We start from the raw sequence: 23,801 nt of genomic DNA, 5'->3' as shown, positions 1-23,801 counted from the left end.
ATCTTAGCAATTAATAAAAGTGCTGGCGCTGGCCCCTTCCTGTGGTAGCCGGTACGCGCTATAAGACTACAAATTAATCCTATTTATAGTTATTTATGCAAGTGTTATCAAACGTTTCTTTACAACCTTATAATACCTTCGGATTAGATACGCCGGCCCGTTATTTCACTGCTTTCGAAAGGCTGGATCAGTTGCAGGAAGCCCTGCAATGGCCGGCTGCGCAAGGGCTTCCCACCCTGGTACTCGGTGGTGGCAGCAATATCCTGCTCACGAAAGCATTTGACGGGCTGGTGCTGAAAAACGAATTAAAGGGCATTAGCGTAGTAAAGGAAGATGATGAATTTGTGTACATAAAAGCTGGCGCGGGAGAGCAATGGCATGGCTTTGTACTGCATTCCATTGCCCAAGGCCTGGGTGGACTGGAAAACCTGTCGCTCATACCGGGCAATGTAGGTGCCAGCCCTATGCAAAACATCGGGGCTTACGGGGTAGAGATTAAGGACGTTTTTGATTCGTTGGAAGCCTGGCACTTGCAGGATAAAACCGTGGTGACTTTTCATCATGCCGATTGCGCCTTCGGCTACCGGGAGAGTGTATTTAAGCAGGCCTACAAGGGACAGTTTGTGATATTGTCGGTCACTTTTAAACTGCGCAAGCATCCGCAATTCCATACCAGCTATGGCGCCATTAACACCGAGCTGGAACAGATGGGGGTTACGGAACTATCGGTGCAGGCCATCAGCCAGGCGGTGATCAACATCCGTTCTTCCAAACTACCCGACCCCAAAAAGATTGGCAATGCCGGCAGCTTCTTTAAAAACCCTACGGTGTCTGAAATGCATTACAAGGTGCTGAAAGGTTCTTTCCCTGAGGTGGTGGCCTACCCCGCTGGGCAAAACGCCTATAAACTGGCGGCGGGCTGGCTCATTGAGCAATGCGGCTGGAAAGGCTACCGCGAAGGCGATGCCGGCGTGCATGAAAAACAAGCCCTGGTACTGGTCAATTATGGCAAGGCCAGTGGTCAGGATATTTACCGCTTGTCTACCAAGATCCTGCAAAGCGTGCAACTGCGTTTTGGCGTACTGCTGGAACGGGAAGTAAATATTATCTAACTGTCTCCCTTTTGCGGAGCTTCCTGTTTACCTGCTCTTTCCCTTACAATTTTCGCTACAATTTTCTCCGCATGCTCCCGCGAATTTTCTATGAACCACACATGCGTATCCAATCCGCCGCACACTACGCCTGCCAGGTACAGGTTGGGAAGATTGGTTTCCATGGTGTCTGGGTTATAGGTCGGACATTGATTGGATGCAGGTGCTATTTCAATGCCTGTATCCGCCAGGAATGGCAGGTCGGGGCGGTAGCCGGTCATAGCCAGTACGTAATCATTGGGAATGGTAACCAGGCCGTCGGGTGTCTGAATGTCTACACTGTCGGGGCGAATGGCGGTGAGCGATGAATGAAAATAAACCTTTACGCTGCCTTCCTTTATCCGGTTTTCCATATCGGGGCGCACCCAGTATTTTACCCGGCTGCCAATTTCTCCGTCGCGGATCACCATGGTTACGTGGGCACCTTTGCGATAGGTTTCCAAAGCCGCGTCCACGCTGGAATTGTTAGCGCCCACCACCACTACGTGCTGCATGGTGTAGAAATGGGGTTCTTTATAATAATGGGTTACTTTAGGCAAGTCTTCGCCGGGAATATCCAACCTGTTTTCTATATCAAAAAAACCGGTGGCAATCACTACATGTGTAGCAGTGTAAGTAGCTTTTTCGGTAATTACCGTATATCCGTTACCGTTAGTTGTTACTTTTTCTACCTTTTCAAAAAGATTTACGTGCAGTTTGTGCGCGGTAGCTACGCGGCGGTAATATTCCATGGCTTCCAGCCGGCTGGGGCGGCGGTTGATGGAAACAAAAGGAATACCACCAATCTCCAGCCTTTCCGAAGTGGAGAAAAAGGTCATGTGTACGGGGTAGTTATACAGGGAATTTACCAAGGTGCCTTTTTCTATCACCACGTATTTCAGGTTGGCCTGCTGTGCTGCCAATGCAGTGGCCAGGCCAATAGGCCCTGCACCAATGATCAGCACGTCGTATGCAAAAGTAGTTTGTTCCATATGCTCCTATCCTTAGGCCGGATGGCTGATTATGAACCATCCTGGCGGGTTATGTTATGCTGATGTAATGCCGTTCCGGTGAGCGATCAGGTGTGCTGCCATTCCAGGTTGTAGCAATGGGAATGTGCATGCTTTCCGGTATGTTATACTCTTCCAAGGCCTGTTTGCGGCTGGCCGGGAAGGTTACTACAAATTTACTACATCCGGGTAAGAAACAGTATTGTTTTGGGGCGCCTGTGTTATGTGCTGCTGCCGGAGATATTGGGCAGGGCGTAAGCAGGGTTCACTGGCCTGGCAATAACTCGGCCACGGCAATGCGTTGATATTCGAAACCTTTCATGGCGGCTGCTTTCTGCTTGCCAAAGTAAGCATACCGGTAATCGGCGGCGCCACCATCATAAAGTAATTTAAAATGCCGGGCGGTCAAATAAGCTTCCAGTTTATCTGGTAATATGCCAAACGTCCACTGCTCGCGGTTCCTGGCCAGTGTTCTAAACAGCTTGCTGGTGCCAGAGAACGCGCCGGTGTTATCTATTACACGCTTGTCCATATAAGTAAATACCACCCGGGTACCTGCTGGAAATCCTTTGATGTAGCGCAGTACGTCGTTTACCGCCGCTTCGGTGATATAGTTAGTTAATTCTTCTACCACAAACAAGGTTTTATAATAAGCGCGTTGCAGCATGGCAGGGGCTATGGCACCCAGTTGTGCGTCATTAAAATCCACCGCCACGTAATCCACCGGTTTAATGGGCAGGTTGCCTTCTTTTTCATAAAAACGGCCTATTTGTTTTTTTTTTAATTGCTGTGTGCAGGGATGGTCTACTTCTACAAACTGAACATTGGGCAGCAACAGGCGATGGGCCCGGCAATCATACCCGGCGCCGAGTAAAATCACCTGGTTAATATCACTTTGTGCGGCCTGGGCAATGGTATCATCTATAAAACGGGTGCGGGCAATGCCGGCGGTAAATGCGCCTGTCCAGTACCTTTCTATGTAAGCGATGAGCAATTGGCGCAGCAGGGGCAGGCGGGCTATCCGGGCGGCCAGTTTTAGCCAGCCATGCAGAAAATATATGGAGAATGGATCGTTGAACAATCTGTGGCCGGGGTGCTGCGCAGATTCAATTGCCCGGAAAAGGGCCATGTAAGCGGCGGTTCTGCTGGTTTTCACCAATGGCATTGTACAAAAGGGTTTGGGATGACCCTTCAAAATATTAAATATTTTTCATCGGATAGTGAAGTGCTTGTTAATAGAGGTGCGTGCAGGGCAGTTATGGTGCAGGGGTAGCAAAAAAGCCCCGGGTGGGGCTTCTGGCAGTAATAAGTAAGGTCATCCTGTTCGTAATTTACAGGGTATCAGCGGTCGTCATCGCTATAATTAAAGTCGTCGTCTTCATCGTCCCAATCTTCATCATCTTCCAGCAGGAGGGCGGCTTCAGAGCCAGGTTCTATGCCTTCTGCCCGCCAGCGGCCCACAATCTGGCTGATCTTTTCGGACACTGGTTCAAAGCCGGCAATGGGCAGTCCATTGAGCAGCACCTGTACATCAAAATTTTCCAGGAGCAGGTCGTAACATTCTTCTAATACGTCTACCGATTTGCCAGGTACATTGCGCAGGGCGTTGTAAGAAAGGCGTACCGCATCGAAGGGGCCAGCATGTTGGATAGCTTCTTCACCACGGATCATGGGAAACAGCCATACAATCACATCATCACCAGCTTCTTCTTCATTAAGTATCCCGAAGAAGTCATGTATTTGCTCAAAGCCCAGGTGGGCCAGCTGTTCGAAGTTGCGGGTTTTAGCCGGAAACTTTGCATGCTCCGTGCCGGTAATCAGGAACAGATCGCCCAGGCCTGGCCTATCCTGTTTAAATTTAAAGTCGATTAAGATGTCTTCATCCATATCACTATATTTTTAACTGGCTATACTGACGTATTTCCCAAAATTTAAAAGTCAATTCCAAGCAGGTGCAATTTGCGATTTACAATTTCCACCAGCAAATAAAAATTATGCGTACACCTGGGCTGTAATAGTACGGTATGCCCGCAGGTATTTATTTAGGCGGCTAATGTCTTTTTCCGTAAGCTCGGGAATGCGGCGTATATCCATATTGTCGGTCAGGTCGTTCAGCTTTACGGCGCAGGAAAGCTTGTTTTGCAAGGTACGGTTTACAAAATGATCGTAGTCTTCCTCCTCGGAAAGTTTGGTGACTCCCCGCAAAGCTGCTATGAGCGTGGGGTCCAGGCCTTCAGCTGCCAGTTGTTCAAAGCTCCATGCTGTATCTTCTACCACATCGTGCAACACACCTACAATTTTTTCCGCATCGGTTTTTCCCAGGTTCATTACCCGTAATACGTGGCCAATGTAAGGGGCGCCATATTTGTCTTTTTGTCCTGCGTGCGCAGCTACCGCAATGGCTATGGCTCTCTCAAGTGTTATCATATAGTGGATGTTAGGAAGTTCCCGGCTATGGCGGGGGGGCCGGTTATTCTATAAAATGTTCTTTTAAAGATAAGCATTCCAGGGAATAATTTTTCCCGGCTGGGGTAGAAAACGTAAAAAGCCCGTGCCTGGGTAGGCGCGGGCTTTTATGATGGAAAGCATTTTGTTAGCTGAAGGAAGAACTTATGGGAGTTCTTCGTATTATGTTGCGGAGCATGTGCTATGTTGCTCTTTAAAAACGATGTCTTACAAAAGCCTCCATGGCGGCGTATTTCTGTAAACCCAGGCGGTCGTACAGGTCGGCCGTGTTGGCATTGCGGTCTTCTGCGCGCTGCCAGAACTCCCGGAGGTCGGAGCCCTGGAATGGTACTACGTCCTTCTGGCTCTGGTGGATAAAAATGCCCAGTCGTTTCTGCAATACCTGGTCGGGGCTCATGGGTACGGCCATCTCTATTTCATGAACGTCCCATTCTTGCCAGGCGCCTTTGTACAGCCATACCCAGCAATCTTTCATCCATGCTTCATTTTTCAAAATCTGCAAGGCTGCGAAAATAGCATCCAGGCATACTTTGTGGGTGCCATGAGGATCGGCCAGGTCGCCGGCGCAGTAAATCTGGTGCGGTTTTATTTTTCGTATAAGGTCTACCGTTAGCTGGATGTCTTCATCGCCCAAAGGTTTCTTTTCCACCAGGCCGGTTTCATAGAACGGCAGGTTCATAAAGTGTACATTTTCTTCAGGAATGCCTACGTACCGGCAGGTGGCTTTGGCTTCGCAGCGGCGGATGAGGCCTTTAATGGCGCGGATCTCCGGCGTATCTTTTTCGCTGGGTTTCTTCAGGCGGATAAATGCCTTTGCATTTTCCAGGATCTTGGAGCTGGTACTGCGATCCACATCGAACATGGTATCGAAGCCCACGGCAAAGTCCACGAAGCGGAGCAAGAACTCGTCTGTTACTGCAATATTGCCAGAAGTTTGGTAGCCCACGTGTACATCGTGTCCCTGTTCGTGCAGGCGAATGAAGGTGCCCCCCATGGAAATGATGTCGTCATCCGGGTGAGGGGAGAAGATGAGTACCCGCTTGCTGGCCGGTTCCGGGCGTTCCGGGTGGTTGGGCAGGTTGGCGTGTGGCTTACCGCCGGGCCATCCGGTAATGGTATCACGGATAGCGTTCAGCTCTTTAATATTGAGCTCATAGGCCGATCCATATTGTACGATCAGGTCGTTGAGTCCATTCTCATTATAGTCTTTGTCGGTGAGCATGAGAATGGGTTTGTTGAGCTTCAGCGCCAGGCCTGTTACGGCTTTGCGAATGAGCAGCGGTGTCCATTCACAATCGCCGGTGAGCCATGGCTCTTTATAGCGGGTAAGTTCCAGTGCAGCAGATTCCTCGATAACAAATTTGGTGTTAGGATGCTGTTGCAACAGGGAGGCTGGCACGTGTTCGGAGCTGGAGCCTTCTACACTGCGGGCTACAATTTTAGCCTTATGCGATCCCCAGGCCAGCAGCACGATCTTTTTAGCCTTCAATATGGTGCCTATACCCATGCTAATGGCCAGGCGCGGCACCTGGCTCATGTTGCTAAAGTCGTATCCATTGGCCAGGCGGGTAGAGTTGTCGAGTGTTACCAGGCGGGTGTGGGAATTGATGGAAGATCCTGGCTCGTTAAAGCCAATGTGTCCGTTGTTGCCAATGCCCAGTACTTGCAGGTCTATGCCGCCTACAGATTCAATGTGTTGGTCATACTGCTCGCAATAAGCCTTCATTTTGTCTTTGGGCAGGGTGCCATCGGGTATAAAATACTGGCCTTCCGGAATATCAATATGGTTGAAGAGTTGTTCTTTCATGAACCGGTGATAGCTCTGTAGCGCGTCTGGTTCCAGGGGATAATATTCATCCAGGTTAAAAGTGATAACATTCTTGAAACTGAGGCCTTCTTCTTTATGGAGGCGTACCAGTTCTGCGTATAAATACTTCGGTGTAGAGCCGGTAGCCAACCCCAATATGCATCGTTGATTAGCGGCTTGTTTTTCCCGGATGAGCGCTGCAATCTCGGCGGCAACTGCTTTGGAACCCTCTTTGGCGGTAGGGTAAATTTCCACGGCAATTTGCTCGAAACTGTCGATCAGTTCAATTTCCTGGTGGTGAATGGTCATAAGTAAATTTGTTTGATGCTTTAAAAATGGAAATGGAAAATTAAAACAAATACGTTAACCTTGTATGCGTTTTTAAAAAGATTGCCCTACTTTTTAAATTTGTGCAATTTAATGGGGTAGGTATCCCTACTGCTACTCCTTAAAATGCTATTATTCAGTAATTTAAGAAAATGTAAGGGGTAAGCTTTTTTGGAAATTCTTCAAGGAGGGCCAATCCGGTGATTAACCTTTTTGCGTACATAGGGGTGGCTGGGATACCTTAATAAACCATTATACAGCTACCTAAACCAATAAGGTCTGTATTTTGTTGAGCAGTTTCATCATCCCAGTTATGCTATGTTTGCTTTCCTTATTCTATTGCAACTCTAGCCCACTATAACATCTTTTTATTGGTGTAGGAGTCAATAAAAGCAGCTTCGGCTGAAACCGGCATGTGTAAACGTGTCGGTTTTTTTGTTTTCCGCGTACTGCGGGCGGAATAAATCAAACGCCTGCATGGGCAAGCAGGCGTTTGTGCAGGTGGCATTTATTTTCGCATTAGTTTTTTACGACCGGTTTTGGAGCTGTAGGATCTAACACGTGTTTGGCGTAGTGAACGTTTTTCAAATCTAGCCGTGCAGCGTGTACTTTGAGTCGTTTCAGGAAATCGTCGTAGTGCTTGCGGTCTGGCTGGGTCCATGCTACTTCTGCCACGGCGCAGGCACGGGGATAGGCCATATATTCGGCGTAGTCGGTGGTAGGAATATATTCCGTCCACAGGTTGGCCTGGGCACCAATGATATAATGGTATTCATCGGGTTGCAGGGAATCTGTGGGTACAGGATCATAACTATATACCTGGCCTACCGGCAGGAAGCCGCCGATAGATAACGGCTCGTCTTTGTCTATGGATTGGGCATGGTCAATGTAGAGATACTTACCGGGCGTCATGATTACGTTATGATGCTGGCGTGCTGCGGCAATGCCGCCTTCAATGCCTCTCCAGCTCATCACGGTGGCATTGGGGGCCAGGCCACCTTCCAGTATTTCGTCCCAACCAATGATCTGCTTGCCTTTACTGTTTAGATATTTTTCAATGCGCTGTACAAAATAGCTCTGCAAGGCGTGTTCATCTTTGAGGCCTTCAGCTTTTATGCGGGCCTGGCATTTAGGGCATTTTTCCCAGCGGTCTTTGGGACATTCGTCGCCTCCAATGTGTACGTAGGTGGAAGGGAAGAGTGGCAGCACTTCATCCAGCACGTTTTCTAGGAAGGTAAATACACTGTCATTGCCAGCGCAATACACATCATGCAGCACGCCCCAGTGCGTGGCCGTTTCATAGGGGCCACCCGTGCAGCCCAGATAGGGATAAGCGGCCAGTGCAGCCTGTGCATGGCCGGGCATTTCAATTTCAGGTATTACGGTAACATGTCGGTCTGCAGCGTATTGCACTACGGCTTTTACCTGGTCCTGTGTATAATAACCTCCGTAGGGTGTGCCGTCGTACTTGCCATCGCGGTAGTGGCCTACGCTGGTTTCCTTGCGCTGGCTGGCTACTTCCTGGAGGCGGGGATAACGTTTTATTTCTATGCGCCAGCCCTGGTCGTCAGTGAGATGCCAGTGAAAGGTATTCATCTTCTGCATAGAAAGCAGGTCAATATATTTTTTTATAAAATCCACGGGAAACATATGCCTCGAAACGTCCAGCATCATGCCCCGGTAGGCGAAGCGCGGATAGTCGAGTATGTACACGGCAGGCACCTGCATGGCCATTGCCTTTTCAATGGGCAGCAATTGGATAAGGGTTTGTATACCGTAGAAGGTACCGGCGGGATCGTAGCCCCTCACCTTGATGCGGTTTTTATCTACAGTGAGCGTATAGCCTTCCCGGTGAGTAGTGTCATGACCTGTTTCCAGGATAATAGAATTGGCAGCTCCGTTTTCCCGGATGGGCAAGGCATACCCGGTTAGGGGCTTCAGCCACTCATTGAAGAGGGCGGCAGCCGTTTTATCGCTTTCATTATTGGCCACCAGCACCGTTTTGCTGGTAAGCAGGAAGGAACCTGCTTTCTCGGTTACCTGTACCGGTAGCGGAATAATGCTGACCTGCCCTTTGGGCACTTTGGATACCTGGGCAAAAGCAGCGTTGGCGCAGCACAACAGTAGCATGCAACAAAGCCGTTGCAAAGTATTTGTATTCATACGGTAAAGTTTAGCACTGCCTGTTAGTATAGGTCAGCGTAAGTCAATTAATAAGGTTCCGTGCTGTGTTGTTAGTACAGGCAAAATAGAAACGATCAGTATGTACGTGGAATGATGAGTGAAAAAATAATAAAAATCCGGGAAGAAAGTCAAAAATATTTGGGAGGTAATCATGGATGCCTGGAGGAGGTAGGGCTAACAAACAGTTACTGGCTGGCTTTCCATGCTTCCCATGCTTGTTGGGCTTCGGTACGTATCTTTTTCACTTCGCTGGCCTGGGTAATGGCAATGCCGTATTCTGGTACGCCGGGAATGCCGCCCATACTTACCTGCGGGTTGCGGTATACCATGCGGCTTTCTACATAGGCCTTGGCGGTAGTATGGTATTCATTAGCGCCGGTAGCAGTTACCAATGAGGCTATATTGTGAGACCGCACGCCACTACCCACCATGATAATAATGCGCCCTGCAGCTTGCTGTACCAGGGTTGCCAAAAGTGGGGCGCCCTCTGTTGCCGTGTTGCGCTGGCCGCTGGTAAGTATGCGTTCACAGCCGGTGTCAATAATATCTTCCATCGCCTGTATGGGGTTTACCGTCATGTCGAAAGCGCGGTGAAAGGTAACGCCCATGGGCCAGGCCAGCGATACCAGTTGCTTGGTCCGGACCTTATCTACCTGGCCATCCGCGGTGAGCAGTCCTATCACCACCCCGTTGCAGCCCAGTTGTTTGCACAGCGCAATGTCTTTTTGCATCAGTGCAAATTCCAGGTCATCGTACAAAAAATCGCCACCCCGGGGGCGGATAATGGGATAGAGTTCAATATGCAACTGCTCGCGGGCCATGGCTATGGTGGCGTAACTGGGTGTGGTGCCACCTTCCAGCAAGTTGTCGCACAGCTCTACCCGCTGTGCGCCGCCTTGCTGGGCGGCGATGGCGGAGGCCAGGGAATTGGCGCATATTTCGAGTACTACAGGCATGGAGTTTTAGCTTTCTTTGAAATAAAATGAACTGTTTAGAAGCACGTTTTTATCGGCGGCGGTGCATACAGCATAACTAAAACCTTTTTGCAGGCAGTAGGCGCCATATTCCCCTTTTTTATTGAGGGCCAGGAAGCCCACTTGCAGTTGGGAGGCGCGTTGCTTATTTTTCTTTACGATGCGCTCCACTGCCTCCTGGCAGGCCTTTTCCGGGGGGTAGCCCTGGCGCATCAGCTCCACCACAAGATGGCTGCCGCAAATGCGGATCACTTCTTCGCCTACTCCGGTAGCAGTAGCGCCGCCTACTTCATTATCTATGTACAAACCCGCGCCAATAATGGGAGAGTCGCCTACGCGCCCGTGCATTTTAAATGCCATGCCGCTGGTGGTGCAGGCGCCAGACAAATTGCCCTGCGCGTCCATGGCCAGCATGCCAATGGTATCATGATTATATTGATTGCCCGGAAGGCGCAAAGGATTAAACGTCGTAGATACGTTACCGTTATACGATTTGTTTTCAATATTGATCTGCGGTTTGTATTCGGAAGTTTTCAACCATTCTTTCCAAGCCTTTTCGGCGTCGGGGGTCAGCAGGGTTACTTTGGGAAAGCCCTGGGCCTGGGCAAACTGAAAAGCGCCATCGCCTACTATCATAACATGGGGTGTTTTTTCCATCACAGCGCGGGCCACGGAAATGGCGTGCACAATGTTTTCCAACGCCGCCACGGAGCCGCAGTTGCCCATTTCGTCCATAATGCAGGCGTCCAGCGTAACGCGGCCATCACGGTCGGGATATCCACCGTAGCCGATGGTGGAGATCTTTGGATCGGCCTCGGGTATTTTTACACCGGCTTCCACGGCATCGAGGGCGCGACCTTTATTGGATAAGACCTCCCAGGCACCTTTATTGGCCGTAAGGCCAAAATCCCAGGTAGAAATAACAATAGGCTTATTCAGCACTGGCCCGTATGCCGCAGCCCTGGCAGCTCCTTTCAGCGAAAAGGCGGCTGCCGTGGTGGCGGCCATTCTCAAAAAATTTCTTCTGTTATGCATGGTAGGTAGTGTGATGGTGGTCACGGTTAAAACTACAAAAGGCAGCGGGATTTATCGAAAATAAAATCCATAAAAAAACCCTGCGCGCTGGCAGGGTTTTTTAGAAAAGAAATATGTCTTATGCATCCATTGCTTAAGGTTGCGGTGTTTCTGCTTTTTGGTCTGTTTTCATTTCCCAGGCCAGTGCACTGGCGCCCAAAATGGCGGCATCGCTTTCTTTAAGTTCGGAGAAAACCAGTTTTACCTTATTCTGGAAAATAGGCAGCAGGTTAATTTCCATATGGTGGCGCACAGGCCGCATGATCATGTCGCCCGCTTTGGTGAGGCCACCGAAAAGAACAATCGCTTCGGGGGAAGAGAACATAACGAAGTTTGCCAGCGCCGCGCCCAGAACCATGCCGGTGTATTCGTACACTTCTATGGCCAGGGGATCGCCTTGTTTGGCAGCTTCAAAGATCACTTTTGAATCTACCAGTTCGCGGGGAGTATGCCGCAGCATACTATCCTGTTCGGGGCGGCTATCCATAAATTCCAGGGCGGTGAGCATTACGCCGGTAGCAGAGGCGTACGATTCCAGGGAGCCCCGCATGCCGGTGCCGGCGTGAACGCGGCCACCGGGTATCACAATACAATGACCCAGCTCTCCGGCAAAACCATCGTGGCCGTAGATCAACTGACCGTTGGCTACGATGCCGCTGCCTACGCCAGTACCCAAGGTGATGGTAATAAAATCCTTCATGCCGCGCGCAGCGCCATAGGTCATTTCCCCGATGGCGGCTGCATTGGCGTCATTGGTCAGCACAGCAGGTACGTCGAAATAATCCTGTAGCAGATTGGCCAGCGGGATGATACCTCGCCAGCGTAGGTTAGGCGCGTAATCGATGGTACCCGTGTAGTAGTTGCCATTGGGTGCGCCCACACCAATCCCACGGATGTTATCTTTCCCACCCACCTTGTCGATGAGTACATCAAGGCGTTCCTTCAATTCATTTAAAAAGGAGGTGATGTCTCCATGTGCTTTAGTTGACATTTTGCCGTCGTACAAAATATTGCCACGACGATCTACGATACCAAACACGGTGTTCGTTCCACCAATATCAATGCCCACCGCTAACTGCTGACTCATAATCGATGCCCTGAGATTTTAAAATTGATTTTACGCGGAATGCAAAGAATGCAACGTAAGCAAAGCATAACGCCGGAATAATGTAAGACAAGTGGATGCCGATAGCCGGAATGTCTGCCAGACCACCCTGTACCGGAGGGATCAGCGAACCGCCCAAAATCATCAGTACCAGGAAAGAAGAAGCCTGACCGGTGTATTTGCCCAGACCAGTAATAGCCAGGGAATAAATGCATGGCCACATTACGGAGCAGAACAAGCCACCGCTTACAAATGCAAAGGTAGAAACATATCCGGTAGTAAAAATACCAAAGAGCATAAAAGCTACCCCCAGTATGCCGAAGATCATGAGGGTTTTGGCTGGTTTGTCTTGCGCAGCCAGGAAACCTATAATCTGAATTACAATGCAAATGACGTAAGGATAAAGATTGCTTACATCCGTACCTTTTAATACGTTAGCACCCAACACCACGCCGTAGGCAACGAATGGAACAATGACCGACAGTATTTTGCGGGTGCTGGCCGTTACATTAAATACGCTGATAGCAGCGGTCCAGCGGCCTATCATGAGGCTGCCCCAGAACAGGGATACGAAAGGATCCAGTTCCGACTCCTTCAGCCCGTGTTCCGTGAGGAAACCGGGATGCCGGAGCAGGGCGCCCATATTACTGGCAATAGATACTTCCACACCTACATAAATAAAGATGGCCAGCATACCCAATACCAATTGCGGATATTTCATAGCGCCCCAGCCTTCTCCGTGGCCCACCTGTGCGGCGGATTTAGAATAAAGGATGGTCCCGATGATACCCACAATACCAATGATAAAGCATACCAGTTCCTGTTTTAATACCAGGCCTACAAGTATCAGGATAAACATACCGGTAATCCAGGCAAGGCTGCGGCTGGCTTTGGGAGAACTTTCGAAATGTTCATCGGCGTTGGTAGCAGAAGGCATTTTGGTAATGGCAAAAATGCCTGCTGCCAGCAGAAACAGCACGATGAGCAGGATGTACAGTGTGTTAATGCTGGTAATATTAGCATCGTCCGGGCTACCACCTGCTGCGCCAAAAAGCAGGCGGCTTACGATGATGGGACCTATGGTGGTACCGAAGGAGTTTACCCCGCCGGCCAGGCTCAGGCGGTTAGCGCCTTGCTCGGGGTTACCCAGCAGAACGGCAAACGGATTGGCCGCGGTTTGTTGCAGGGAGAAGCCCAGGGCCACTATGAATAGTGCACCCAGGATGAGGGCAAAATATCCGAAGGTCACGGTTTGATGGTGTGCGGTACCCAGCTCCGTAACGATGGACTCAATATTGGCCGTAGAAAAGTTGGCGCTGTATTCTTTCTTTTCTTCATCTTTCGTGAAGTTATTACCCTGTACGATAGACAGCAGTTGCGGATCGGTAATATATTGATCTGCCTGGGCACCGAATGGCACTATCAGTGCATACTCACCGTCTTTGGCTTCCTTACGGATCTTCACAGAATGATCGGTGGTCTGCAATTGCTGTTCTGTGGTGAATTTAGTGATATCCTCCACGGTTCCCTGGATGGGTACAATACGTTCTTTATTCACCGCAGGGATCATTACAATAGATCCGAACACGGAAATCAGCAGCCCGTAAATGATGCCTTTTTTGTAACCGATCTTATTGAGAAGATCAACTTTACGCGCAGCAGAGTAGAAGTACAGGATCAGCGATCCAATAAAATAAGCACTATAGAACGCGAAGTCGATCAACTGCGATTCCAGTTGCGTAAGATTGAAGTGCGATTTACAAAACGGAATAAAAATACTGTTGGAAGCGGCCAGAAATCCCCAGAAAAAGAAAACCAGAATTAACACAAAAAAGGAGGGATGCGTGCCTTGTTTTTGTTGCTGCGACATAAGTGAATTAAAAGATTTCAGTAAAATTAGGTGCTAAATGTAGAAATTATTTTTTTATAATGCTTTTAAAGTTAGAAATCTTTGCTGTAGAAAACCCCTATCATTAAATAATATTTAAATCCCATCAAAGTTTCCAATGCGGGACCACCGGATTATATCCATAAATTTTAGTCTGCTGCCTTTTTACCCAGGTTATTGGATTTTTTTATACTTTTAGGTGTAAGATTTACCCTTATTATTGTAGGAATGGTACAACAAGTTTCCCAGAAATTCCATGCGTTATTTGGAAAAACGCCTTTGATTGTTAGTTCTCCTGGCCGCATTAACCTGATCGGAGAGCATACGGATTATAACAACGGCTTTGTTATGCCGGCGGCCATTGATAAACGTATTGTATATGGAGTGCAGCTCAATGGCACACAAACCTGTACGGCACACGCCGTGTATAAGAACGAGACCATTAGCTTTTCTTTAGACCAGGTGAAACCTACACCGGGATGGATCAATTACCTGCTGGGGGTGGTGTATGAGCTTCAGCAGCGTGGGTATGTGGTACCAGGTTTCGACTGTGTGGTGGATGGCGATATTCCCGTAGGGGCAGGCCTGAGTTCCTCCGCTGCGGTGGAGGGGGGGCTGGTGATGGCCCTTAACGAACTGATGGGGCTGGGTCTGAGCCGTATAGATATGGCGCTGATCGGTCAAAAGGCGGAACATACCTTCCCGGGGGTACTTTGTGGTATTATGGATCAGTTTGCTAATTTGCATGGACGTAAAGACCAGGTAATATTATTGGATTGCCGTTCACTGGAATACCAGTATTTCCCTTTTCAATTCCCGGATTATAAAATAGTGTTGTGTAACACCATGGTGCATCACTCGCTGGCCAGTTCGGAGTACAATGTGCGCCGGCAGCAGTGCGAAGCCGGGGTGTCTGCCATACAGGCCCTTCACCCAGGGGTGTTATCGCTGCGCGATGCTACCCTGGAACAACTGCAGGCGGTGCGGGAACAGGTGGGCGAAGAGGTGTTTCAGCGCTGCCAGTTTGTGATCGGAGAAATAGCCCGTACCCAGGAAGCCGGCCCCCTGCTGGAAAAGGGTAACCTGCCGGCATTCGGGAAACTTATGTATGAAACCCATGAAGGGTTGAGCCGGGACTATGGTGTGAGTAGTCCGGAACTGGATCTGCTGGTGGAATTGGCCCGGTTAAGGCCGGAAGTAGCGGGTGCCCGCATGATGGGAGGCGGTTTTGGCGGCTGTACCATTAACCTGGTACAATCTGCTGCCGTTCCCGGTTTTGTGGCATATATAGCGGATCGCTACCAGCAGGAAACTGGCAAAAAACCGGAGGTGTACGTTACCACCATTCAAGACGGCACTACAGTAATACACGGCAAGGCCTTGCAGGATTAAACGCCTGCCCGCTTCTGCTGCCGGGTGAAGGGCAGGGTCTTTCTCTAAAAGTATAAATCGTATTTTCTTATAAACCAATGTTCTGCCACTGCGGCAGGACATTTTTTTTAACGGTTTGCTTTCAAAAAAGTTAGACCTATATAAATAATAATGTTATAACTTTGCGATCCTAAACTAAAGATGATTTAATTCACAATTAAATGCTGAACTGAAGTTGAAAAACTTTGCAACCCATCACTACATCTCTGCTTTCCACCCGGCATTACAATCCGGTGTGGTTACTCTTGGGTTCAATCTTTTTGTGTTCTTGTGCCGACGACCTCGTATTTGATAGCTTTCGCCGCTCCAGCAAGCTATCGCATCGTTCCCCGGCTCGCCATTTTGGGCGTTCCCCCCGGATTTGGAATGATTTTTAATACCCTTTACTCCTTTATTTATTGCTTCACCGTTTTCAATTGAATAAGTTGGAAAATCCGAATATTATTGTCAGGGTAGCTACTCCTGATGATGCACACTATGCAAAAACCATCACCGACGAGATGGAATCGTCTGCCAAGGCGCGTGGAACTGGTATTGCCAAACGCTCGCCCGATTATGTGGTGCTTAAAATGCAGGAAGGAAAGGCCGTGATTGCCCTCACCGATAAAGGTGAATGGGTAGGTTTCTGCTATATCGAAGCCTGGGGACACGAAAAATTTGTGGCCAATTCCGGCCTGATCGTAAATCCCGCCTTCCGGGGTCATGGCGTGGCCAAGTCTATCAAGGAAAGAATTTTCCAGCTCTCCCGCGAAAAATATCCAGACGCCAAGATCTTTGGTCTCACTACCGGCCTGGCAGTTATGAAAATAAACAGCGATTTGGGTTACGAGCCTGTAACTTATTCTGAGCTTACCGATGACAACGAATTCTGGAAAGGTTGCCAAAGCTGCGTGAACTTTGATATCCTAACTGCCAAGGGCCGTAAGAACTGTCTTTGCACGGCGATGTTGTATGATCCTGCAGAGAAAGGAAAGGTGGAAGAGAAACAGACCGAATCCACGGAAGCAGTGGCTGCTGCCGAAAAACAGTTGTCTGTAACCATGCATGGCGCCATACACCAGGTAAGACGCAAACGTGCTTATAAAAAGGATTTTAAACTGTTTGAGCGCTGGTTGCGCTACAAAAAATATGTGCTGCTGAATTCCCGCAAAGAAGGGCGGGATAACCATCAAAAGCGCCGGTTCTTCTTATTTAATTTATTCTGATTTTTAGATTTTCACTACCAACTACAAAACTATCATGAAAAAAGTTGTATTAGGCTTTAGCGGCGGATTAGATACTTCTTACTGTGTTAAATACCTGACCGAAGAGAAGGGCTATGAAGTGCATTCCATCATTGTAAATACCGGTGGTTTTACAAAGGAAGAGCTGGAAGAAACCGAAAAGCGCGCGTACAGCCTGGGGGTGAAATCGCACAAGACCGTGGATGCGGTGAAGTCTTACTATGATAAGGTGATCAAATACCTCATCTTCGGCAATGTCTTAAAAAATAATACCTATCCCCTCAGCGTAAGTGCCGAACGTATGAGCCAGGCACTGGCCATCGCCGAATACGTAAAAGAAACCGGTGCCACTGCCGTAGCGCATGGCAGCACAGGAGCCGGCAACGACCAGGTGCGTTTTGACATGATCTTTCATATCATGATCCCGGGTGTAGAGATCATCACCCCCATCCGCGACCTGAAACTGAGCCGGGAGGAAGAAATAGCCTACCTGAAATCCAAAGGGGTGGCTATGAACTTCGACAAGGCCATGTATTCCATCAACAAAGGCATTTGGGGTACTTCCGTTGGCGGAAAGGAAACCCTTACCAGCAATGGTTTCTTGCCAGAAAACGCCTGGCCTACCCAGCTTACCAAACAGGAAGCTACCGATGTGAAACTGGTATTTGAAAAGGGGGAATTGAAAGGGGTGAACGACCAAACGTTTGATCATCCGTCTGCAGCCATCCAATATTTGCAAACCATTGCCGGTCCGTATGCGATCGGAAGAGATATTCATGTGGGCGATACCATTATCGGTATTAAAGGCCGCGTAGGCTTTGAAGCCGCCGCGCCAATGGTGATCCTTAAATCACACCACGCCCTGGAAAAACATGTACTTACTAAATGGCAACTGAGCTGGAAAGATCAATTGGCGCAGTTTTACGGCAACTGGCTGCATGAAGGCCAGATACTAGACCCGGTAATGCGCGACATCGAAGCTTTCCTGGAAAATACCCAGCAGCACGTAAGCGGCGAAGTGTTTGTTACCTTGCTGCCTTACCGTTTCCAGGTAAAGGGCATCCAATCGCCCTATGACTTGATGAGCAGCAAGTTTGGCAAATATGGGGAGATGAACAGTGGCTGGAGCGGAGAGGACGTACGGGGCTTCAGCAAGATCTTTGGTAATCAGACAATGATCTGGCACCAGATTGCGACGTCTAATCAATAAATTTATTCCTGGAGCCGGCTTTACCACCGGCACCTGTATTTAACAGATATGAGTAAGATAGTTATCAGAGCAGGCATCATTGGCGGCGCAGGGTACACCGGCGGCGAGGCAATCCGTTTATTGCTGAACCATCCTAATGTACACCTGGTATTTGTGCACAGCCGCAGCAATGCGGGCAAGCCGGTATTTTCCGTGCATGCAGACCTGCTGGGTGATACCGACCTCAATTTTACCGATGCGTTGCAAGATGATATCGATGTACTTTTTCTGTGCCTGGGCCATGGCGAATCTTTAAAGTTCCTGCAAAGCACACCGGTGCCTAACCACGTAAAGGTGATCGATTTGAGCCAGGATTTCCGGCTGGGTGAAACTGTCAACGGGCGTTCCTTCGTGTATGGCCTGCCGGAACTGCAACGGGATGTCATTGCACAGGCCAGCAATATTGCCAATCCTGGTTGCTTTGCCACTGGTATACAACTGGGCCTGTTGCCGCTTGCCAACGCGGGGTTGCTCACCACTGTACATACTACCGGCATTACCGGCAGCACCGGGGCGGGCCAGCGTTTGCAGGAAACCAGCCATTTTACCTGGCGGGCCAATAACATTTCCACTTACAAAGTGCTGAACCATCAGCATTTGAAAGAAATACGGCGCAGCTTACAACAGTTGCAACAAGGGTATAACAGCCCGGTGCATTTTGTGCCGGTGCGGGGCGATTACCCGCGCGGCATTTGGGTGACCTCTTATTTACAGAGCAACCTCTCTTTGCAAGAAGCTTTACATCTTTATAACAGTTATTACGCTACACATCCTTTTACGCATGTGAGCGAAAAACAGATCGATCTGAAACAGGTAGTCAACACCAATAAATGTTTGGTGCAGTTGGAAAAACAAGATGACCAGCTCATCATTCATACCATTGAAGACAACTTGTTGAAAGGCGCTTCAGGACAGGCAGTCCAGAATATGAACCTTTTATTCGGGCTGGAAGAAACAGCAGGACTGAAGTTGAAATCGATCGTGTTTTAGGCAAGGGGTCACCAGGAATGGGGGCTGCGTAAAAAGTTCTTTTTTTCACTTAAAAATGTCGTCAGGAAGCCCTCCGACGCAATTTAAAGTTATGAAGCTTTTCGACGTTTACCCGGTCAATGACATTATCATTGACAAAGGCCAGGGATCTTATGTCTGGGACGACAAAGGTCAAAAGTACCTGGACATGTACGGCGGTCATGCCGTGATCTCCATTGGCCACACGCAACCGAATTATGTAAAACGCCTGGAGGAGCAATTGCACAAAGTGGGATTTTATTCCAATTCCGTACGCATTCCTTTGCAGGTAGAACTGGCGGCCAAGCTGGGTAAGGTATCCGGCAAGGAAGACTACCAGCTATTCCTGTGCAACTCTGGTGCAGAAGCCAATGAAAATGCGTTGAAACTCGCTTCTTTCCACACCGGTCGCAAAAAGGTCATCGCCTTCCGCAAATCCTTTCATGGCCGTACCTCCCTGGCAGTAGCCGTGACCGACAACCCCAAGATTGTAGCGCCAATTAACCAGACGGATCATGTGATCTTCCTGCCCTGGGAAGACCAGGCCGCGCTGGAAAAAACGTTTGCCGAACAAGGCCAGGACATTGCCGCTGTGATCATCGAAGGCATACAGGGCGTTGGAGGTATTAATGTAGCCAGCGAATCCTTTCTCCAAAAAATACGCAGTCTTTGCAATACGTATAAATCCGTGTACATCGCGGATGCCGTGCAGTGTGGTTATGGCCGCAGTGGTAAGTTCTTTTCCCATGATTATGCCGGTGTAAATGCAGACATCTACACCATGGCCAAGGGGATGGGCAATGGTTTTCCGGTAGGGGGCATCATCATTGCGCCCCATATCCAGTCTTCTTACGGCATGTTGGGTACTACCTTTGGCGGCAACCACCTGGCCTGTGCCGCTGCGCTGGCGGTACTGGAGGTGATAGCGCAGGAGCAGCTTATCCAGAACGCGTTGCAAGTAGGGCAATATATCATAGACCAGGTAGTAACCTTCCCCAACGTAAAAGAAGTGAGAGGCCGTGGTTTAATGATCGGTATTGAACTGCCGGAGTCGCTGGCGCATGTGCGGAAAGAACTGTTATTCACCCACAAGATTTTTACCGGTGAAGCCAAGCCAAACGTGATCCGTTTGCTGCCCAGCCTCGCCCTGCGGAAAGAAGATGCCGACATCTTCCTCCAGGCGCTTCACGCAATATTAAAAAATAGCTAAGTCGTTTATAAGGAATCAGCAGTTTGTTGCAGGATGGCCAGGCAGCCCATTGCAGGGCTTACCGGGCCGCCGGGCAACATCCTGCCTTTTACGCTGTTTCCCCGTTGTTTGTATGCCTTACCCATTCACGTCTAACATTTACCAAGAATGAAACAATTCATTTCCGTAACGGATGTACCATCTGTTCCGCGGCTCGCGGAGATTGCACTGGATTACAAAAAAAATCCTTACAAGGATAAAGGCATAGGTGAAAATAAAAAGCTGGGCATGATCTTCCTGAACCCCAGCCTGCGTACCCGCCTCAGCACGCAGGTGGCGGCCAGCAACCTGGGCATGGAAGCCATTGTATTTAACATCGACAAAGAAGGATGGGCGCTGGAAATGAAGGATGGTGTGATAATGAGCGGCAATACCACTGAGCATGTAAAAGAAGCAGCCGCCGTGATGGGCCAGTACTTCGATATCCTTTCCATCCGTACTTTTCCTGGCCTGAAAAATAAGGATGAAGATTATACAGAAAAATACATTCACCAGTTCATTAAATACGCCGGTAAGCCCGTGGTGAGCCTGGAAAGTGCCACCCTGCATCCTTTGCAGAGCCTTACCGACCTAATCACCATTAAAGAACGCTGGAACCAGCCGCGCAAACCCAAAGTGGTGATGACATGGGCACCGCACGTAAAAGCCCTGCCACAAGCCGTTCCCAACTCTTTTGCAGAGTGGATGAACGCCTGGGGTGAAGTAGACTTTACCATCACCCACCCGGAAGGGTATGAGCTGGACCCGAAGTTCAGCGGGCAGGCCCATATCGAGTATAACCAGGATAAGGCCCTGGAAGGCGCAGACTTCGTGTATGTAAAGAACTGGTCTAGCTATGTAGATTATGGCAAAATACTCAATACCGATCCTCACTGGCAGTTTACCAATGAAAAACTGCGCCATACTAACGATGCCCGGGTAATGCACTGCCTGCCGGTGCGCCGCAATGTGGTGATTGCCGACGAAGTGCTGGATGGCCCGAATGCCATCGTGATTCCCGAGGCGGGAAACCGCGTATGGGCGGCACAGGCCGTATTGAGCGAAATACTGAAACACGGAAAATAATGATAGATCTTTTCGTCATAAAAGTAGGTGGCAATGTACTGGACAATGCTCCTTTGTTGCAGCAGTTCCTGCAAAACATTGCTACCATTCCCGGTAAAAAAATCCTGATACACGGCGGTGGCAAAATTGCCACCCGTATCGGTGACCAGTTGGGCATTGTATCTAATTACATCAATGGGCGCCGTATTACAGATGCTGCTACAATAGACCTGGTGACCATGGTGTATGGTGGCCTGGTAAATAAGCAACTGGTAGCGCAACTGCAAGCCTTGGGCTGTAATGCTATTGGCATGACTGGTGCGGATGCAAATATCATCCCGGCCAGGAAGCGACCGGTGAAGGAGATCGACTATGGTTTTGTGGGCGATATTACCACGAAGGACCTTCATGTACAACCGCTGCAAGCTATGCTGGATGCCGGCCTTACCCCCGTGTTTGCCCCCCTGACCCATGATGGCAAAGGGCAGATGCTCAATACCAATGCAGACACCATTGCCGCTTCCCTGGCCATTGCCTTGTCTGCCTTTTACAAAGTGCGCCTGATCTACTGTTTTGAAAAGAAAGGTGTATTGCGCGATGCCAGCGATGATGAGGCGGTTATTCATCTCATTAACCGCACCATCTACCAGGACCTGCTGGAAAATAAAATTCTTACAGACGGCATTTTGCCTAAATTAGAAAATGCCTTCTCGGCCATTGAAAGCGGTGTTACCGAAGTACTAATTGGCCACGCCGATGATGTGCTGCGCAATACCACCCGTGAAGTGGCCGGTACCTTAATCTGCTGATTTATGTGGAATGAACAATTATATACTGATGCCGTAAAGCTGTTGCAGCAACTGGTTCGCACGCCCTCCATTAGCCGAGAAGAGCAGGGTACGGCGGGCGTATTGGGGGCTTTCCTACAGGATTGCGGCATCCCGTTTCAGCAGCATTTAAATAACGTATGGGCGAAGAACAAATACTTCGATGCAAGCAAGCCTACTATTTTATTCAATTCTCACCACGATACGGTAAAACCTAATCCACAATATACCCGCGATCCTTTTGATGGCGCCCTGGAAGGCGACCGGCTTTTTGGATTGGGCAGTAACGATGCTGGTGGATGTTTGGTAAGCCTGCTGGCGGCTTTCCGTCATTTTTACGACCAGCAACATTTAAAGTATAATATCATCATCGCGGCTACTGCTGAAGAAGAAATCAGTGGGATAAACGGTATTGAAAGTATCCTGGACCAGCTTCCGCCGTTGGAACTGGCCATGGTGGGAGAACCCACACTTACGCAACTGGCCGTGGCGGAAAAAGGTCTGATGGTGCTGGATTGTACCAGCTATGGGCGCGCGGGCCATGCGGCGCGCGAAGAAGGAGAGAATGCCCTGTACAAAGCCTTGACAGACATCACCTGGTTTAAAGATTACCGCTTCGAAAAGGTGTCGCCGGTACTGGGGCCTGTGAAGATGAGTGTAACGGTGATCAATACCTCTAACAAGGCGCATAACGTGGTGCCGGCAGATTGTAGTTTTGTGGTAGATGTGCGCGTAACGGAAATGTACACGCTGGAGCAAGTGCTGGACACGGTAAAGGCCCATGTGCAATGTGAAGTGAAAGCCCGTTCTATCCGTATGCGCCCCTCCGGCATCCCGCTGAACCATCCGCTGGTGCAGGCAGGGGTGGCCATGGGTAAGCAGTGTTACGGCTCGCCCACTACTTCCGACCAGGCGCTGATACCTTACCCGTCTATCAAGATCGGGCCGGGGGATTCGGCCCGCTCCCATACTGCGGATGAATTTATCTATGTGCAGGAGATCAGGGAAGGTATTGATACTTACATCCGGTTGGTAACCGCTATCTTGTAAATAGGGAAGACAGTGGGGTATATACTGATTGTTTTTTTGTAAATGGATCATTATAATGGACTTTAATATTACACTTGAAAATAAACGCGTGCGACTGCAACCCTTGCAATTGGCGGATTTCGAGGCATTGAAGCCCATTGCCCTGCTGCCGGAATTATGGAAAGTGGCGCTCAATGCTATTGATGACGGCGCAGCTTTGCAAGGCTACCTGGAAAAAGCAGTACAGGACAGACAGCGCCAAGCGGCCATTCCTTTCCTGGTATTCGACAAACAGAAACGCTGCGTAGCCGGCAGTACCCGCTTTATGGCGATAGACCTGCCCAACAAAAGGGTGGAAATTGGGTCTACCTGGATACACCCTTCGCTGCAAGGCACGGGGCTGAATAAGGCCATGAAATATGCCATGCTGCAATATGCATTTGAAACAGCAGGCCTGAACCGCGTAGAGCTGAAAACAGATGAGCGCAATCAGCTTTCACAGAATGCCATGCGCAGCATCGGGGCACAATATGAAGGCACCTTGCGGCAGCACGCCATCACCAGTAGTGGGTTTGTACGCAATACCATGTACTTCAGCATCCTGGCTGCGGAATGGCCGGACGTGAAGCGCCGCATATTTGCGCAGTATGATTTTGTAACTGGATGATGGCAGGGTCATAAAATGAATATTTGTGAAAAATGATTTTGACCATGTTATGCACAGATCGTAAGCGAACGGAAAACTTACGATCATGGCACAACGGGGTTTACCAGTG

At 49.3% G+C, this 23,801-nt stretch carries 20 protein-coding genes; 10 read left to right on the top strand and 10 right to left on the bottom strand.

The features are described 5' to 3' along the window. Positions 1 to 95: 95 nt before the first annotated feature. Positions 96 to 1,112, top strand: coding sequence for a UDP-N-acetylmuramate dehydrogenase (gene murB / locus GA0116948_RS09445; protein ID WP_089711430.1), 1,017 nt, complete (start codon positions 96 to 98; stop codon positions 1,110 to 1,112). On the opposite strand, the gene GA0116948_RS09440 is transcribed toward murB, so the two are convergent. From GA0116948_RS09440 to GA0116948_RS09395, 10 genes are all read right to left on the bottom strand, one after another. Continuing rightward, entirely contained in the window at positions 1,109 to 2,122 is a 1,014-nt protein-coding gene (locus GA0116948_RS09440) for a YpdA family putative bacillithiol disulfide reductase (RefSeq protein WP_089711428.1), read from the bottom strand. The genes murB and GA0116948_RS09440 overlap by 4 nt on opposite strands. Before the next feature lie 283 nt (positions 2,123 to 2,405). Continuing rightward, a complete protein-coding gene (locus GA0116948_RS09435) occupies positions 2,406 to 3,296 on the bottom strand; it encodes a class I SAM-dependent methyltransferase (protein ID WP_165798419.1) in 891 nt (296 codons plus the stop codon). A 185-nt stretch (positions 3,297 to 3,481) separates the two neighbouring features. Further along, positions 3,482 to 4,027, bottom strand: coding sequence for a hypothetical protein (locus GA0116948_RS09430; protein ID WP_089711424.1), 546 nt, complete (start codon positions 4,025 to 4,027; stop codon positions 3,482 to 3,484). A 105-nt stretch (positions 4,028 to 4,132) separates the two neighbouring features. Continuing rightward, positions 4,133 to 4,567: an HD domain-containing protein gene (locus GA0116948_RS09425; protein ID WP_089711422.1), complete on the bottom strand. Its 435-nt coding sequence runs from the start codon at positions 4,565 to 4,567 to the stop codon at positions 4,133 to 4,135. A gap of 232 nt (positions 4,568 to 4,799) precedes the next feature. Beyond that, positions 4,800 to 6,722: a glucosamine-6-phosphate deaminase gene (gene nagB / locus GA0116948_RS09420; RefSeq protein WP_089711420.1), complete on the bottom strand. Its 1,923-nt coding sequence runs from the start codon at positions 6,720 to 6,722 to the stop codon at positions 4,800 to 4,802. A 537-nt stretch (positions 6,723 to 7,259) separates the two neighbouring features. Beyond that, a complete protein-coding gene (locus tag GA0116948_RS09415) occupies positions 7,260 to 8,903 on the bottom strand; it encodes a beta-N-acetylhexosaminidase (RefSeq protein WP_240619195.1) in 1,644 nt (547 codons plus the stop codon). A 206-nt stretch (positions 8,904 to 9,109) separates the two neighbouring features. After that, complete coding sequence (locus tag GA0116948_RS09410; protein ID WP_089711416.1) at positions 9,110 to 9,880, bottom strand: copper homeostasis protein CutC; 771 nt, start codon at positions 9,878 to 9,880, stop codon at positions 9,110 to 9,112. 6 nt (positions 9,881 to 9,886) lie between these two features. Then, positions 9,887 to 10,933 (bottom strand): N(4)-(beta-N-acetylglucosaminyl)-L-asparaginase, encoded by a 1,047-nt coding sequence (locus GA0116948_RS09405; RefSeq protein ID WP_089711764.1) that lies wholly within the window; start codon positions 10,931 to 10,933, stop codon positions 9,887 to 9,889. Between the two features lie 133 nt (positions 10,934 to 11,066). Further along, positions 11,067 to 12,059 carry an ROK family protein gene (locus tag GA0116948_RS09400; RefSeq protein ID WP_089711414.1) on the bottom strand — a complete coding sequence of 331 codons (993 nt, stop codon included), beginning with the start codon at positions 12,057 to 12,059 and terminating at the stop codon, positions 11,067 to 11,069. After that, the gene (locus GA0116948_RS09395; RefSeq protein WP_205686105.1) at positions 12,031 to 13,947 is read right to left on the bottom strand and encodes an MFS transporter; all 1,917 of its coding nucleotides are present in this window, start codon (positions 13,945 to 13,947) and stop codon (positions 12,031 to 12,033) included. Before GA0116948_RS09395 ends, GA0116948_RS09400 begins: the two co-directional genes overlap by 29 nt. A 246-nt stretch (positions 13,948 to 14,193) precedes the next feature. Between GA0116948_RS09395 and galK the strand changes: the two genes are divergently transcribed. The 9 genes from galK to GA0116948_RS09345 all read left to right on the top strand — a co-directional run bounded on the left by galK (position 14,194) and on the right by GA0116948_RS09345 (position 23,692). Next, a complete protein-coding gene (gene galK / locus GA0116948_RS09385) occupies positions 14,194 to 15,357 on the top strand; it encodes a galactokinase (protein WP_089711761.1) in 1,164 nt (387 codons plus the stop codon). Between the two features lie 464 nt (positions 15,358 to 15,821). Further along, on the top strand, positions 15,822 to 16,601 hold the full coding sequence (locus tag GA0116948_RS09380; protein WP_089711759.1) for a GNAT family N-acetyltransferase: 780 nt from the start codon (positions 15,822 to 15,824) through the stop codon (positions 16,599 to 16,601). A 34-nt stretch (positions 16,602 to 16,635) separates the two neighbouring features. Then, positions 16,636 to 17,829, top strand: a complete 1,194-nt coding sequence (locus GA0116948_RS09375; RefSeq protein WP_240619194.1) for an argininosuccinate synthase — start codon at positions 16,636 to 16,638, stop codon at positions 17,827 to 17,829. A gap of 48 nt (positions 17,830 to 17,877) precedes the next feature. Next, the gene (gene argC, locus GA0116948_RS09370; RefSeq protein ID WP_089711410.1) at positions 17,878 to 18,858 is read left to right on the top strand and encodes an N-acetyl-gamma-glutamyl-phosphate reductase; all 981 of its coding nucleotides are present in this window, start codon (positions 17,878 to 17,880) and stop codon (positions 18,856 to 18,858) included. 91 nt (positions 18,859 to 18,949) lie between these two features. Beyond that, entirely contained in the window at positions 18,950 to 20,086 is a 1,137-nt protein-coding gene (locus GA0116948_RS09365; RefSeq protein ID WP_089711409.1) for an aspartate aminotransferase family protein, read from the top strand. Between the two features lie 147 nt (positions 20,087 to 20,233). Then, complete coding sequence (locus GA0116948_RS09360; protein ID WP_089711407.1) at positions 20,234 to 21,190, top strand: Rossmann-fold NAD(P)-binding domain-containing protein; 957 nt, start codon at positions 20,234 to 20,236, stop codon at positions 21,188 to 21,190. Next, entirely contained in the window at positions 21,190 to 21,978 is a 789-nt protein-coding gene (gene argB / locus GA0116948_RS09355; RefSeq protein ID WP_089711405.1) for an acetylglutamate kinase, read from the top strand. The genes GA0116948_RS09360 and argB overlap by 1 nt, the downstream gene beginning before the upstream one ends. 3 nt (positions 21,979 to 21,981) lie before the next feature. Then, on the top strand, positions 21,982 to 23,046 hold the full coding sequence (locus GA0116948_RS09350; protein WP_089711403.1) for a M20 family metallo-hydrolase: 1,065 nt from the start codon (positions 21,982 to 21,984) through the stop codon (positions 23,044 to 23,046). A gap of 55 nt (positions 23,047 to 23,101) precedes the next feature. Continuing rightward, positions 23,102 to 23,692, top strand: coding sequence for a GNAT family N-acetyltransferase (locus GA0116948_RS09345; RefSeq protein WP_089711401.1), 591 nt, complete (start codon positions 23,102 to 23,104; stop codon positions 23,690 to 23,692). The last annotated feature ends 109 nt before the right edge of the window (positions 23,693 to 23,801 follow it).

This window comes from Chitinophaga costaii (assembly GCF_900094705.1).
GTDB lineage: Bacteria > Bacteroidota > Bacteroidia > Chitinophagales > Chitinophagaceae > Chitinophaga > Chitinophaga costaii.
Note: the sequence above shows the minus strand (reverse complement) of the source record. Positions and strands in the feature narration are given on the sequence as shown.

Bases quoted from the DNA above. Each gene is read 5' to 3' on its own strand.
- murB (WP_089711430.1), top strand. From the start codon at position 96: ATGCAAGTGTTATCAAACGTTTCTTTACAACCTTATAATACCTTCGGA.
- GA0116948_RS09440 (WP_089711428.1), bottom strand. From the start codon at position 2,122: ATGGAACAAACTACTTTTGCATACGACGTGCTGATCATTGGTGCAGGG.
- GA0116948_RS09430 (WP_089711424.1), bottom strand. From the start codon at position 4,027: ATGGATGAAGACATCTTAATCGACTTTAAATTTAAACAGGATAGGCCA.
- GA0116948_RS09425 (WP_089711422.1), bottom strand. From the start codon at position 4,567: ATGATAACACTTGAGAGAGCCATAGCCATTGCGGTAGCTGCGCACGCA.
- nagB (WP_089711420.1), bottom strand. From the start codon at position 6,722: ATGACCATTCACCACCAGGAAATTGAACTGATCGACAGTTTCGAGCAA.
- GA0116948_RS09415 (WP_240619195.1), bottom strand. From the start codon at position 8,903: ATGAATACAAATACTTTGCAACGGCTTTGTTGCATGCTACTGTTGTGC.
- GA0116948_RS09410 (WP_089711416.1), bottom strand. From the start codon at position 9,880: ATGCCTGTAGTACTCGAAATATGCGCCAATTCCCTGGCCTCCGCCATC.
- GA0116948_RS09405 (WP_089711764.1), bottom strand. From the start codon at position 10,933: ATGCATAACAGAAGAAATTTTTTGAGAATGGCCGCCACCACGGCAGCC.
- GA0116948_RS09400 (WP_089711414.1), bottom strand. From the start codon at position 12,059: ATGAGTCAGCAGTTAGCGGTGGGCATTGATATTGGTGGAACGAACACC.
- GA0116948_RS09395 (WP_205686105.1), bottom strand. From the start codon at position 13,947: ATGTCGCAGCAACAAAAACAAGGCACGCATCCCTCCTTTTTTGTGTTA.
- galK (WP_089711761.1), top strand. From the start codon at position 14,194: ATGGTACAACAAGTTTCCCAGAAATTCCATGCGTTATTTGGAAAAACG.
- GA0116948_RS09375 (WP_240619194.1), top strand. From the start codon at position 16,636: ATGAAAAAAGTTGTATTAGGCTTTAGCGGCGGATTAGATACTTCTTAC.
- argC (WP_089711410.1), top strand. From the start codon at position 17,878: ATGAGTAAGATAGTTATCAGAGCAGGCATCATTGGCGGCGCAGGGTAC.
- GA0116948_RS09365 (WP_089711409.1), top strand. From the start codon at position 18,950: ATGAAGCTTTTCGACGTTTACCCGGTCAATGACATTATCATTGACAAA.
- GA0116948_RS09360 (WP_089711407.1), top strand. From the start codon at position 20,234: ATGAAACAATTCATTTCCGTAACGGATGTACCATCTGTTCCGCGGCTC.
- argB (WP_089711405.1), top strand. From the start codon at position 21,190: ATGATAGATCTTTTCGTCATAAAAGTAGGTGGCAATGTACTGGACAAT.
- GA0116948_RS09350 (WP_089711403.1), top strand. From the start codon at position 21,982: ATGTGGAATGAACAATTATATACTGATGCCGTAAAGCTGTTGCAGCAA.
- GA0116948_RS09345 (WP_089711401.1), top strand. From the start codon at position 23,102: ATGGACTTTAATATTACACTTGAAAATAAACGCGTGCGACTGCAACCC.